Genomic DNA, 13149 nt, shown 5'->3' with positions numbered 1-13149 from the left:
ATTGGGGACATCTGGCGATCTTGATTCGCAATTTTATTTAAGCATTTCTTGTGCTGAGCCAAAAACCCGGGCAGCCAAGTCTAAACGAATGTAGTTGAAGGTTTTAGTTGTGCAATGGGGTATGGGGCTGTGTTGGAAGATCGCCACTACCATCCACTCAGTCCCACCAGGCACGAATTAGCTGATAGCCTGCCGGAATCTCAGGCGGATTTGCGAAGGACTCATCAGAAGAAGCAATCTCGTCTGGTTGCAATGGGCGGAATAATGGTTCAAAAACTGCCGCCGGTAGCCGGGTGACTATTAGGGCTGTGTCGGTGAAGGGCCAGATGCCGTCATAGGTTTCGTCAATCTCGGTGATGGCCAGATACACACCAGCGACTCGATCCATCTCCTCGACCTGTCTGAAGGCAGCGTCGAACGTGGCGATACCGGGATGTTCAATCAAGTTGCAGCCGATGGAGCCGTCATCGTCATTGCCATCGAAAAACTCCTGACGCGTGACGAGAACACGCGGAGGAGCCATGTCGGTATAGCCACGAGATTTTGCGATCTCGATGAGTTGTTTGCGTTTTGCTTTGTCCATGTGAGGAGACATTTATTACCGACTGATTATTAATACGCAATCTCCGGTTCACGTATTGGAATGGTTTATGAAAAGCTGATGTTAGAACCAACTTACGTTGAGTCGCTGCGGGAGTGAACGTGCCTGGCGGAAATTATTTGCGTCGTTGACCGCGTACGCGGGTGGGATCGTAGAGGGAAATTTGAGTCGCGTTACCTCGCGGGCCAGCGTGTAGCTGTCCTCCTCATCGCACTTGTGGTGGTGGCGGCTGATGAGGTGGTTTTGGCGCGGATCACACACGAGGACCTCGGCGACGTGCGGCCGGGCCACCTGGGCCAGCCAGCGGCCAAGCCCGCATTCCTCCAGGGCCAGCTGTCGGGTGGTGGCAGGAATGGCCTTCAAGTGTTGGCACAACTCGCTTTCGGTGGTGGGAAAGCGCCAGTGAGCGCGGCGCTCACCTGCGTCATCCATCCAGGCCAAAACACAAAAATGGGCATGGGCATCCAGGCCCAGCCACGCTATGCTTTTCTCGTTCTCTGTTTTCATAAGCGGACGATTTTTGGGGTTGATGGTGCAGCCGGTTTGTTTTTGAACAACAACCCAATGCTACCAGAAACTCAGGTCGTCCGCTTTTCAAATTACCTGCTACGCGAGATTGGATGGTCGCGGATTGGATTAGAGTGGTGGGTCGCGTACGCGAGTTGGGGCAGTGGCTAAAGAGGAATTGAAGTTTCAGCTTTACCTGGCGGCAGGAGAGATTCATTCTTCGCAATATGAACAAGGTTGAGGTGGTTTCCCCTCACGTCGAAGAGGCCTGATTATGAGTATAATTAATTTGGTCCGATCTTTTACGACCTCTTTAATCCGTTGCAACCCGACCTTTTTGGAAAAGGGGTCACAATAGCAGGAATATGGCATACTTCTTCGAACTCGCCGCTGAATGCGGTTCAGAAAGGGAGGCGGCAGAGGTCTTCGGAAATCATTTTGATGGTTTCCGGATAGTTCTGTTGGCAGCAAGCAAAGAACTATCGACCGTGTGTCAATTTGAAGTTTGGCAAGATAGCGAAGGCAACTGGTGGTGTATTGTGGTACCCTCTGGCGTAAGTCAAACCGGGAGGGAAGATAATGTCATTAAATCACAAAATCAGGTATTTGAGGTTGTTGAAGGCCTATATGAACGTCTTAAGACTGCTCCCGCCTTCCGCTATGCAGTTGTGGGCTTCGAGGTGATACCATTTGATACATATTCTGAGTTGGTAGAAGCGAAGGGGCCGGCCCATGAGCCTTTTGGGGGCTTGGTTCTCGATCAGCATCTTTGGGAGGAAATCGAACGCCCAAGCGGATACGTGAAGTTTTCAGAAGGTGCGTATTGGTTTCCGTTTCGAAAAGAGGACTTACGGTGCGGATAATAGTTACGGAGTAACGACGATGCTAAACGAGCAGATGTTCAAATAGCGGCTGTATAAAGGCGCAAAAAATGGCAGATCGGGAAAGAATAAATGGCAGAAACGGGAAAATCGGGAAATTTGATGGCAGGTCATTTGTGAGCCGATGAAGCGCGGTTTAAGGATGGAATTGGATGATGTTTCAAGAGAGCATCATGCAAGAGCCGATTGGGCTGATGTGTGTAAACAAATTGGACCGACCCTGGTTCGACCCTTTTCTCCAAAAAAGAAATAACGAATGGCTTGAAAGGTGACTCCTTAAGCCTCACTATTTTTAGCGAGCGACCTGAAAGACTGTTTCCGATTTTTGTTCCGTTTGGTTTATGGAAAGGAAGACTTTAATCCAGCATCAAAACATCTAACCAGCATGCGCACACTGAGCTCATTCATTCGCTTCGCCTCACTGGCCATGATTGGCTTCTCCACACTCGTCCTCGTTTTGGGCACCCTTCTGTTTCAAGCGGCCTCAATAACTGGAACGACCTCAAACTATACAGTACCGGTATCCTGGTCTTCCGTTTTGACCAATACATTGTGGCCGCCGGTTCGGCTGCCGTTCCTGCTGCTGTTAGGCGTGGTGATTCTCGTTGGTGTGACTACGTTCACATACTTCCGCATGCCGCGTCTACCTGCTGTCATTGTGCTATTTGGGCTAGCCATTTTTGGTTTCCTTTTCGGTGGCGGACTTGGCTGGTTCTTTCTCACGCGCGAGTTTCAACACTATCACTTCAATATGGATGCAGAAAAGCTCGGCGAGCACTGGTTCTCCTACGAAAGCATCGTCCTCTGGTCCTTTGCGACAGTGGCATTGGCAGTCCTGCGCATCTTTGCCGGGACGCAGAAGAAAGAAGCAATCGCTTGATTGGAATTTCAGCTTTATTTTGCGGAAGGAGAGATTCATCCTCCGAAATATGAACAAGGTTGAGGCGGGTTCTTTGATGTCGAAGGGGAGTGAACATGAGCATAAAGCCCCTGCCTTCAGTAAACGAATATTTGGCTGGAGGCGCTTTATTTGGTGGCCGTTCGCCACACTTTTTATTTATTTTTTAAGCGCCGGACCTATCGCTATGTTGGACGGAAGAGGTGTTTTAAGTATCACAAACTGTGAACCGGTAATCGCGTTTTACAAACCGTTTGGATGGGCATATGACCACACGGCGTTGCACAAGCCTCTGGGCATATACCTGCATTTATGTAGTTCCAATCAATACAATGAAAATGGCGATCGCGCTGGAGAGGAAACTCACGCACCCACCGACTAATACTGGATCGCGCAGCAACATATCTACCAACGCAGAGTATTGTTGCCTGGCGGTGGGATTGTATGATGGACCGCGTCCGCGGATAAGCTCGATGGGCTGAGCACAACTACCGACGGGGTTAGAATTCCGGGTCCTTCCAGACTGGCACCGGGCCCTACCTGGAAAGCCTGCATCGCAGATCGCCTACGCGGTAAGCACGATGAATTGGATTGGAGCGCGAGGGAGGTCACGGAAGCGGCGCAGCGCGTTCCCTACCCGATAATTGATGGCTGGCGCGAGGACTTGCATCTTGGACCGCGTACGCGGATGGGATCGCGGAAGGAAGATTTGAGTCTCGTTACCTCGACTCCTACGCCATATTGATGGTCGCGGATTGAATTGGAATCGTGGGTCGCGTACGCGAGTTGGCGTGAGGGATTGATGGTTGGTTGGAATGGCTACCATGGTTAGATGTAGGCGCCGTCGAAGTATTCGGAGCAGCTGAGGGTGCAGCGGTCCTGGTCGTCGTAGGTGAATTCTTCGATGCGGAATAATTTCTGATTCCAGGCGGGTTGGCTGCTGTGGGTGACGGTGATGACGTCGCCGGGTTCGAGGGCGAGGCCTTTGATGTTGGTTTTGAATTCGCAGGTCCAGCGGGTGTTTACTTCTTCGCGCAGGATTTGTTCACCGAAACGTTCGGCCTGGGGTTGGTCGGTGACAGCCGGGACGCGGAGGGTTTCTTCGACGATACCGTTGTCCCCCACTCTATCGGCGCGAGACTGCTGGTCATTGATATCATCGCGGATGATTTCGGTTTCGGCGTTGAGAGTATCGGCGCTGTGGAAGAAGACGTGGATGCGGTTGCAGCGGCCTGAACGGTCAATCTTCTCGCTGCTGAAGCTGTCGGCAAGGATGTTGGATTCGTCGAAGTCCATGACGCTGGTTTCCGCCTTGCGGGCTTTCATGACGAATTTGCCCTGGCCGAGAAAGAGATAAGCATAGCAGGAATCCAACACGGCGCGGATGTGATCCTGGATAGGCTTTTTGGAATCGAGGATGTAATTGCATTGGTAGCGTGGCCTGGTATAGGTGCCGCTGGAATTGACCCAGGTAACGGAGGCATCGCAATAATCCTGCAGGGCATCCGCAGCGGGCCAGTTGATTTTCGATTCATCAAAGCCTTTGCCACGCAGTTTTTCCGTGAGCAGATAAACGAGATGGACGGCCGGGTTCGCAGACCAGACACGCGGGTAACAGGTGTAGGTGATGCTGATGGTGGCGGAGCTGGCCGGGGCGGTGATGAATTCCACGAAGCCCTTGGTTTTGTTCAACTGATAAACATTGCCGGTCTGGCTGGTGGCGCTGATCTGGCTGTAAGCGGTGCCGTTCACCGTCAAATTGCTCACATCCTTGATGTCCCAATGGGCGAGCTTGAAACGCACTTTGCTGCCATCAGCGCCGGTGAGAGATTCGCCGGTAACTGTGGTGACCGTGAAACCATTGGCGTCAAATTTTCGAAACTGCCTGCCTTTGACGGTGACATTCAAATTGAAGCTGGGGAACTTGGTGGAATCAATGAGGCGAAACACCATGTAAGCGGAACCGGAGAAGCCATAGACCGGGAATCCACGGTCGAAATGGGCGCGCACATCGTGAGCGATGGCGATGTCATGTTGCCCGAAATAGTTGGTGAAGCTGGGGCGATTGAGATCTGCGCCAATCGTGCCGCTGACAGCATTGGTTTTGTCCTGAATCGGGTTCTGGTATAATCCACGATCCGGATTGGCTTTGTAGAAGAAAGGATTGTTGTATTGCAAGCCGTTGATCTTGGCCACGACACCATTGGCCGTGATATCTTCAATCGGCCCCGAGCAGAGGACCACCACCTTGTTGGCTTTTTGCTGCGTGGTATCAGTCGGAGTCTGGCTTTTATCGATCAGTGACTGGAAGGGAGAATTGCCGGCAATGGTGACCGCGCCGAGGACATCAGGCAAGGGCAGCTCGCTGGTGGATTGAGTGAAGAGAGAATCGAAACCATAACGGCCGGTTTGGTTGCGGAGCTGGCCGAGCTTGGGACGCAACAAAAAGGCGGAAGCTGCTGAAAGTGCTATGGAGATCACCAACAACGCGACTATTACCCAGTCGATAGGGTCACCCAAATGTTTATCTCGTAAAGCCAGACAGAGAGTTTCGGCATCCCTGGCGCTGATGGCACCGGCAACTTTCAATCCGATTCGCTCCATAAGGGTGGTGCCAGTCTCCATGCGTGAAACCGAGCCCTTCAAGATATGCAGGTAACGATTGTCTCCCAGGTAAGTGGCCACGTGGCAGACCCGGCCCGATTTGCCGACACGGAAAAAAACGACGTCACCGCGTTCCAAGGCACCCGCTTTATAAATGGGATTAAACAGCTTTTCCGCATCCGGTTCCGGGCCGGTGGGTGGCACGGTGAAGTTGAGGCCCATTTGTTCCGTGAGCCAGAGCTGGGCGAGGCCGGCGCAATCGAGGCCGGAACGTGAGCGCCCGCCATCCTTCCAGGGAAGGCCGCAATAGGTTTTGTCGATGAGTTGCATAAATTTTTTTAACCGCAGATGGACGCGGATGAACACAGATGGGACCGGGACACCCTGAAGGGTGGACAACATACGGTCGCGTGATCTTGCAGTCGCTTTTGTTTTTATCCGTGTGCATCTGAGTGCATTTGTGGTTAGCGAATGACGGTTTCAAAGGGCATGGAGTCGAAGCCGCCGAAGTTTTCCCAGTTGCCGCGCGCGGCACAGGCGTTGAATGTTCGGGCACAGCCGCGTTCGATGATGAAGGTATCGCCACTCACCGGAGCGATGGGCAACGGCGCGCAGATGAGTTCACCCAGGTAGCTCTCACGCACTGCCCGGCTGACATTACGCAGGCCGGCGGTGGTGGTGTTGCCGGCAAAAGTGATCTGGCCGTCCTGCCAATAGTGGCGTGAACCGGCGTAGGCGGAAACCTGCTTGAAGAGTGAGAAACGTTGCGTGTCCGACCAGCGAGTGCGCACGCAAATCCGCCAGTAACGGGCGGTGCTGGCAATGGGCAGGAGCACGTCATAGAGCTGACCAATGCCGGGTGGCATTTCAAAGTAGCCTTCGAAGACGGCGCCAGTGCTGAAGTCACTGGAGCTGTTGGAATAAAAGAAGATGAGGCGCGGCAGTTCCTCGCGATCTGAATCACTACGGCCTTGAAGCTGCCACAATTTGGGCGAAACTGGTGTGGTGCCGAAATCAATCTGGATGTAAGGCGTGAGCAAAGGACTTCTGCGCCCGTTCATGGTGTCCGGAAGCTGCCAGTAACCCTGGATGTTGGCGCCCCAATCGCCGGCCGCGGGCGAGAGCCGCCAGAATCCGGGATTGCCAGACTTTACCTGTTCGGGGCCGAAGCCGCTTTGAGCCGTGGCAGTGACCAGGTTACCGGTGCTGCTGACCAGTATGGCAGTTCCTCCCGAGGTAGCTGAAATCTGGTAATAGCCATATTGAGTTTTCACAACATAGTAGTAAACATTGGCCGTCAGACCGCCCGGCATCGCCGAGCCATCGCCAGGTACTCCGGTGATATTGAACTTTACCTGTTGGCCGACTCCCAAGGAATGGCTGCCGCTGGAGAAGCCAAAATAGGAAAATGCCGTATTAAAGGGAGTGGCAGGAAAGATCGTCCAATCAACAGGGACGCCCGCCCAGGCGGTATCAAATGATGAGGCAGTAAACGAAGCGTCCGGGCGAGCGGCCACCAGATCGGTGCCATAGCTGCCGGAGGTGCCGGTGTCCTCGGTAAGGCCGGAACTTTTGACATTTGCGGTGGTCGATCCGGAGCCAACCGTTTTGGTTTTATAATTGGGGGAAAGAAATCGGATCATGGTGCATTGATCATCGCCCCAGTTGAACCGGCAGTTGGCGTGCATGTTCTCACGAGGGGCGAGGACGTTGAAAGTGCCGAAATCATTGCTGACGGTGAACGTCAATAATGCGTTGGTGACTTTCACGGAATCAATCGAGCCTGAGAAAATGATGGCGCAATCGTCGGCAGTGGGATTGCTGACAGTGGTGCTCACCTTGCGGATCACGACGGGAACCGCTTCCCAATCCACATCGGCCAGCATTTGTGCCCATTCACTGGGAAACATTGCTGGCGGCGATGGCGAGCTTGTCGTTGGTGAATTTGTTGGAGCCTTTGATAATTTGACGTTTGAGCGGCCAAAAGCTGTAGTTTTGCGCGTTGCCCCGGGTGGCCGGGGATTCGGGAGAAACTTTCGGCGTGAAGAAACTCAGGCCGGCGGGATTGCTTGTGAGGCGCAGAACGCTGGTGGGGCCAAAGGGTGTGGTGATGGTGCTCTTTAAATAGAAATCGTAGAGCTCGCACCAGCCGCTTTGGGTGGCATCGCGCTGGGTGGTTACGGGAGAGGTGAGGGATTTCATGGTCCGGTGTTGCGGGTTGCGGGTTAAGAAATAATCGAAAGGCCGTATTGATAGCCGAGCAGGTTATGCAGGGCTTTGATTTGGTCGACAGTCAGGGCGGTGTTGAAGACCATGACGTGGGCCATGTTGGCGTTGGTCACGGCAGCAGCCGGATTGGCGGGGTAATTGTGGCTGGGAGAAGTGCCGAACACTGCTGGCCCTGGTTGATAGGCGCGGCCCACGCCATCGGTATTGGGAATGGCGACGGCATTCACATACATGCTCGCACCATCCGCACCGGTGGGGAAAGTTACGGCAATGCTGCGCCAGGTATCGGGCGGATCGTTCACAAACCGGCAGGTGTAGAAAGGTTCATCGGTTCCAATCCATGGGGCGTAGTAATTTTCCGCACCCAGTTGCAGACCAATGCCTTTATTGGTGCCTTCGACGCCGAGAGAAAAAAGCAGCTCCCGGTAAACGGCAACCGGCGAGGAATGACGGCAGAATGCAAAGATCGTGCAGCCCGGTTTCCCAGCTGCCAATTCAACGACCCTGGGGGAATCAGACCAATTGCCACCAGTGAAGGAGTAGGATTGATACTGTGAGGCGCTGCCATCCAGGATCAATGATGAGCCGGCAGTCCAGGTGCCGGGATAATGTTGATTGGCGGAATCGTAAACTGCAGGTTCGGTGATGAGGTTGCCAGCGTGGCTTAAATAGAATTCCCGGTTGGCATCATACCACAAGATGGGCGCGGAGCTCGCTGCCATGGAGACTTCATCCCATTCCGGCAGGGTACGAATGGCAGCCACTTCGTTCAGGGTGATCTGCGTGTTGAAGAGCACGCCGTCGTGGTCATCGGCCAACGTGCTGGCGAAACGGACGCTGGCATTTCCTTTGCGGTTCACATTATCGCGATACCAGAAGGAATCGAACATGCCGCTGCGCTGGCTGTAGAAACTGCGAAGGTAGCGGTATTCCGCCAGCGTGAGCGGGCCATGGGTGATGTCGAATTTGCGTTTGAAGTTTTGGGGTGACCAGAGGAGGCGGGTCATCGTGGTGCCATCTTCAAATTGATCGGAGACCACCGTGTTTAGCAGGGTGACCTTTTGTTTATCGATGATACCCAAGGGGTAGATAAAATTGGACATAGGATTTTCAGTTGTCGGTTTTCAATGGGACGCGGGAGAAGGAGTGGTGGGTCGCATACGCGATCTGGATTGTAGTTTGATTGGAATCCCGGGCATTGCTAGTGCGGCGCGCACGGAGGTCCTTCCGGACGGGCACCACGCCCTACCTGGTTGGTCACCGTGTTTATTAATGCGGAGGACATGGTAAGTGTTCAGCGTTGGAGTTCAGGAGAACACGCTTTTGACCTGGTTGCGGATGGGGGTGTCGGTGGCGAGGTCAGAAGCGACGGCGACGCGGGCGCCCTGGATGGAGTTTTCGATGATGCGGGTTTCGTAGGCGGGATGAGGAGTCAATTCCACCACGATGCGGCCATCGGGCTGGTTAGTTTGACGGCTGACGCTGAGGCCGGTTTCACTGACGCCAGCGGTCATATAGCCGCTGGCAGCAAAGGTGGCTTTGCCGCTGCCTTGCACCATGCGGCTGAGATTGGCCTGCGAGAGAACGGCGAGTTTTTCCGGGCCGACATTGCCAAGTATGACCGGCATGCCGTCGATGTTTCCCATTTGAGGTTTGGCCATGACGGTCATGACTTCATGGCCGGCTTCACCGGCGAGCACATTGAATTTGGGAAAGTAGGTGGGGCCGTTGACGTCGTTGACGCCTTGAACCCCGGCCGCGGCGAGCATGACGCCAGTGGCGGCGGCGGTGAAAGGAAACATGCCCCCTTTGGCTGCGGGACTCGCGGCCTGCCCACCGTCCCCAAAAGCAAGCACTGATTTCAACGCATCGAGGATCAGCATTTGCATGATCATCTCCGCTATTTGAGAGAGGAAACTTTTGGCAAAATCCTTGAAGGCGTCGCCGGCAGATTTTGAGCCATCAATGATGGACATGAAGGCATGGGAAAGGCCGCTGGCAAAACTGTTTTCGGCCGTCACAGCGATCTTTTTCACTTCGGCATCAATGTCCTCAAAGCTCTGCTTCTGCGCCTGGTTGTTTGCCTTTATCTTTGTGGTGGTCTGATCTGTGGCCGTCGCGATGGCAGTCTGGGCTGCTGCATTTGCCTGTTGCTCATCGGCACAGCATTGTTCGGTATCTTGCTGACGCACCTGCAGGTTTTCCTTTTTAATTTCGGTTATTTTTTGCTCGGTGGCTTGTGCCTGCTGAATGGCGGTATCGGAACCTGCATTGGTATCCAGTGGAATGGGCAACTGCGGCCCAAGTGGATCCTGCACACCAAAGCCGAAGTCGCCCACGGAAAATGGATCTGTCGGGTCAGCAGCAGAGGCGGTGGCAGCAGTTGAAGTTTTTGAAGCGGCAGAAAATCTTTGTTGATTTCGGACCAGGCCTTCGCGAACCGATTTCAGAACCCTCTGACGACTTTCCAGATCAGTCTGGCTGTCGCCCGTGTCCTGGAAGTTATCACCGATCAGGCCAAACCATCCCGCGACCTTATGCTTTTCCTCCGGATGTTCCTGGAGATATTTTTGAATTTCATTCTGTAATCCCTGACGCTGTTTATCAGCCCCTCCCAATCCCTGGTCCACCGAGTTTTTCTCCTGATCAAACGCCTTTTTCATGGCGACGCCTTCCTGCACGGCGCGGATGACTTGAATGGTAGCCGCAACGGTGATGGCGATGGGAATGGCCTGGGGCAGAGCGCCGAGAACACCACGCAATGCGCCGATTTCTTGAATCGCGGCGCCACTGGCGAGCTGCCAGCCCATCTTGAAAGTGTTAATGGCAGCGGTAGTGGCAGCGACACCCGCCGCAAACTCGATAAAATACTTGGCGTATTCGCTGGCCTGTGATCCCTCCTTGAACAAATCGGAGGTTTGGTTTAAGAGCAAGGTCACGCCCTCGATGACAGGTTTTAAACCGTCGGCAGCGAGGCCGCCCAGCGTGGTTTTGAAATGTTCCCACGCCTTATCGAGATCTTCCACCTTGGCACCGGATGAATGGTCGGCAGCCTCGGCCATCCCTTTGAATTTGGACTCAATCAGCTCGGCTGCCTGGGAAAGATTTTTGCCCTGGCCGGCAGTTTTATCGAATTTCATCCCCAGGTTACTCAGGGAACTTTCCTGCCCGGAAATTGCCTTACCCAAATCCTGTGCGGCAGTCACGACGTCCTTTCCGGTCCCAGCGGCGAAGTCCAGGACCGCCTTGGTCAGCCCGGGCATCTCCTCCTTCGTGGCACCGAAGGAGGAGAGCAGCGCCTGCACTTTCATGATTGTCGTATCGGACGCGGTGGTGACGCGACTGAGGGCTTCGGCTTGTTCCTGCAACTCCCGGGAGTAGGATTGCGAGTATTGTCCGGAAAGGCGAAGGGCACCATTGAGCTGGTCCACCACCTTTTCATGAGCGGTGTACATCTCCATCAGCTTATGAATGCCTTCCAGCACTTTGATCGCGGATTCCGCCTGCTCCTTCATTTTCTTGAAGGCTTCCTCGCTAGCCTTGGTCTTCTTCTCCAATTCGGCAAGATCGTCTCCTGCCTTCTTCGCGCCATCGCCCGCGACCTGCATGGCAATATTTATTTGTGTATTATAGGTGTTCATCCTTGTCCTTATTTATGTCATCATGCCCATCCGCTTTTTGATCCGCTCCAGGCTGGGTGGTTCCCAGGTTTCGCCGGTTGAAGGTTGGGAGTTGTCGGTGGAAAGATCCCGCAACTCATTTTCCATTTGGTGATATATCTGTTTGATGCCGTCGCCGGTCATGCCGCTGCAACTGGCGATGATGACGCGTCGGAGGTCGAGTTGGATTTGCCGCTCGCGGGTGAGCTGGAAGTAGATTCGCAACTTGGGAAGTGAGAATCGTCTGACTTCGCAGGACTGGAATCCGGCAGCGACGAGAGCGAGTTCGGCACGGAGTCCGTCGAGGCCATCGCCTGCATCAGCCGTTCGCCCACCTGCAGCATTTTTTTTTGAAACTCACTGCCAAAGGTCAACGCGAAAGAGGTGGCTTCGACCAGGGCACCGAACTCGGGAGTCAGGCGGCCGAGAAACCGTTCCACATCCTTTTGGAATTCCGCGGGCAGGCAGGCTTCGGTGATGACCAGGGGATTTTTGGTCTGTGACAATTTGAACGCGATCTGCTGTGCGTGGCGATAGGTCGGCGCGGTGAGTTTGATGTTTTCGCGTTTGCCGTTGCGGTAAAGTACTTCGAGTTCCTTGAAGCCGGCGTCGTGGTCGGCAATGGTGACGAGTTGAGAGTCGGTGGTTGAGAGTTGGGATTTCATTGTGGTTGAGAGTTGCGAGTTGAGAGAGGCAGGTTAGTCACTTCCCCGCCCTGGTTGTGGTTAGGAGAATTTTAATTGGAACTGGCTGCCGGCGGCTCCAGTCAAATCCGCTTTGACGATGTTGAAGGCCACTTGGAGAATGCGCACATCGTCACGGGCTCCGTATGGAAGGCCTTTGTATTCCGATACGAATGTCCCAGTGAACTGGTTGCCGGAAGTGGCGGCAGTCGTGCCGCCGGTGGTGACGGTGATGGTCTTCACATTGGAATTGCGCCAATCGGCCCAGAAGGGATTCGTTGCCTCAGCCACGCTTTCCGGGTCCAAGGTCCCTTTCGGGTCCATGCCGCTGATGACGAAGCCGGCGATGCTGTCGGCATCGATGGCGCTCTTGCGCAATTTGACCTTGTTGCCGAGATCGACGGTGAGCTGGCTCAGGACAGCGCCGTTGTAGGAGCCAATCGAAACGGATGCGGTGTCGAACAAGGGTGGTTTGGTCGCCAGGAAGGTGGTGCCGCTGGTGGGGAAGTTGTTGTCAATCGGAGCGACGTACTTGCCCGTGATGGAGATATCCAGCGTTACAATCTTGCCGGCCTCCCAGGTGATTTTTTCCACGTTGACCTTGCCGCCGACGAGTTTGTGCAACTTCAGGGCGGTGTACCAATAGCAGGTCACGCTGGGACCGACGCCGCTGTAAACTTTTGGTTGATAGACAACGTAACCATTGCGCGAACCGGTGGTGCTTTCCGCGGTGTAGGTGGGATTCAAATTTGCGGCTTGCAACAACGAATCGATTTCGATGGCATGCGCACTGTTGCCAGACGAAATGTCCGCCGTGGTGCCATCGGTGCGATTACCCCGGAGTTCATAACGGAACTTGAGGTTCACGTTCGGCATCGTGTTAAAGCCGACGAGATTGTCCAGGGTGCCGTCCATGAGTTTGCGATCGACGGGTGTCGATTGCACGTTCCACGAGACGGAATCGCCAATGGGAGGAATGAGATTCGCTGCCAGAGTCGGCACCGCGTCGGTGCCGTAGGTCGATTCAGCTTTAATGGTCAATAGACCGAGTGAGGTGATTTCCATGATGATTTCCTTTTGTGTTGGT

13 protein-coding genes are annotated in these 13149 nt (G+C 54.1%); 3 read left to right on the top strand and 10 right to left on the bottom strand.

The window, feature by feature from the left end; all coding sequences use genetic code 11:
* Positions 1 to 157: 157 nt before the first annotated feature.
* Both CFLAV_RS06480 and CFLAV_RS34750 read right to left on the bottom strand, forming a co-directional pair.
* Positions 158 to 583, bottom strand: a complete 426-nt coding sequence (locus CFLAV_RS06480; RefSeq protein WP_007413866.1) for a hypothetical protein — start codon at positions 581 to 583, stop codon at positions 158 to 160.
* Positions 584 to 664: 81 nt separating this feature from the next.
* Entirely contained in the window at positions 665 to 1108 is a 444-nt protein-coding gene (locus tag CFLAV_RS34750) for a hypothetical protein (protein ID WP_007413865.1), read from the bottom strand.
* Positions 1109 to 1473: 365 nt separating this feature from the next.
* On the opposite strand from CFLAV_RS34750, the gene CFLAV_RS06470 reads away from it, so the two are divergent.
* The 3 genes from CFLAV_RS06470 to CFLAV_RS06460 all read left to right on the top strand — a co-directional run bounded on the left by CFLAV_RS06470 (position 1474) and on the right by CFLAV_RS06460 (position 3269).
* The gene (locus CFLAV_RS06470) at positions 1474 to 1971 is read left to right on the top strand and encodes a hypothetical protein (RefSeq protein ID WP_007413864.1); all 498 of its coding nucleotides are present in this window, start codon (positions 1474 to 1476) and stop codon (positions 1969 to 1971) included.
* A gap of 403 nt (positions 1972 to 2374) precedes the next feature.
* Entirely contained in the window at positions 2375 to 2869 is a 495-nt protein-coding gene (locus CFLAV_RS06465; protein WP_007413862.1) for a hypothetical protein, read from the top strand.
* Positions 2870 to 2918: 49 nt separating this feature from the next.
* Complete coding sequence (locus CFLAV_RS06460) at positions 2919 to 3269, top strand: hypothetical protein (RefSeq protein WP_007413861.1); 351 nt, start codon at positions 2919 to 2921, stop codon at positions 3267 to 3269.
* Positions 3270 to 3715: 446 nt separating this feature from the next.
* Here the strand turns inward: CFLAV_RS06460 and CFLAV_RS06455 are convergent, their stop codons facing one another.
* The 8 genes from CFLAV_RS06455 to CFLAV_RS06425 all read right to left on the bottom strand — a co-directional run bounded on the left by CFLAV_RS06455 (position 3716) and on the right by CFLAV_RS06425 (position 13127).
* The gene (locus CFLAV_RS06455; RefSeq protein ID WP_160164510.1) at positions 3716 to 5821 is read right to left on the bottom strand and encodes a phage tail protein; all 2106 of its coding nucleotides are present in this window, start codon (positions 5819 to 5821) and stop codon (positions 3716 to 3718) included.
* Positions 5822 to 5955: 134 nt separating this feature from the next.
* Positions 5956 to 7401, bottom strand: a complete 1446-nt coding sequence (locus tag CFLAV_RS06450; RefSeq protein ID WP_007413858.1) for a phage BR0599 family protein — start codon at positions 7399 to 7401, stop codon at positions 5956 to 5958.
* Positions 7388 to 7693, bottom strand: a complete 306-nt coding sequence (locus tag CFLAV_RS06445) for a hypothetical protein (protein ID WP_007413857.1) — start codon at positions 7691 to 7693, stop codon at positions 7388 to 7390. Before CFLAV_RS06445 ends, CFLAV_RS06450 begins: the two co-directional genes overlap by 14 nt.
* 23 nt (positions 7694 to 7716) lie before the next feature.
* Positions 7717 to 8823: a LamG-like jellyroll fold domain-containing protein gene (locus CFLAV_RS06440; RefSeq protein WP_007413856.1), complete on the bottom strand. Its 1107-nt coding sequence runs from the start codon at positions 8821 to 8823 to the stop codon at positions 7717 to 7719.
* Positions 8824 to 9027: 204 nt separating this feature from the next.
* Complete coding sequence (locus tag CFLAV_RS06435; protein ID WP_007413855.1) at positions 9028 to 11361, bottom strand: phage tail tape measure protein; 2334 nt, start codon at positions 11359 to 11361, stop codon at positions 9028 to 9030.
* 12 nt (positions 11362 to 11373) lie between these two features.
* Positions 11374 to 11523 (bottom strand): hypothetical protein, encoded by a 150-nt coding sequence (locus CFLAV_RS36410; RefSeq protein ID WP_007413854.1) that lies wholly within the window; start codon positions 11521 to 11523, stop codon positions 11374 to 11376.
* On the bottom strand, positions 11520 to 12044 hold the full coding sequence (locus CFLAV_RS06430; RefSeq protein ID WP_007413853.1) for a hypothetical protein: 525 nt from the start codon (positions 12042 to 12044) through the stop codon (positions 11520 to 11522). Before CFLAV_RS06430 ends, CFLAV_RS36410 begins: the two co-directional genes overlap by 4 nt.
* A gap of 60 nt (positions 12045 to 12104) precedes the next feature.
* A complete protein-coding gene (locus CFLAV_RS06425; protein WP_007413852.1) occupies positions 12105 to 13127 on the bottom strand; it encodes a phage tail tube protein in 1023 nt (340 codons plus the stop codon).
* Positions 13128 to 13149: the final 22 nt, after the last annotated feature.

This window comes from Pedosphaera parvula Ellin514 (assembly GCF_000172555.1).
In the GTDB taxonomy this organism is placed as follows: Bacteria; Verrucomicrobiota; Verrucomicrobiia; order Limisphaerales; family Pedosphaeraceae; genus Pedosphaera.
The sequence above is the reverse complement of the archived record's forward strand: the minus strand, read 5'-3'. Positions and strand labels throughout refer to the sequence as shown.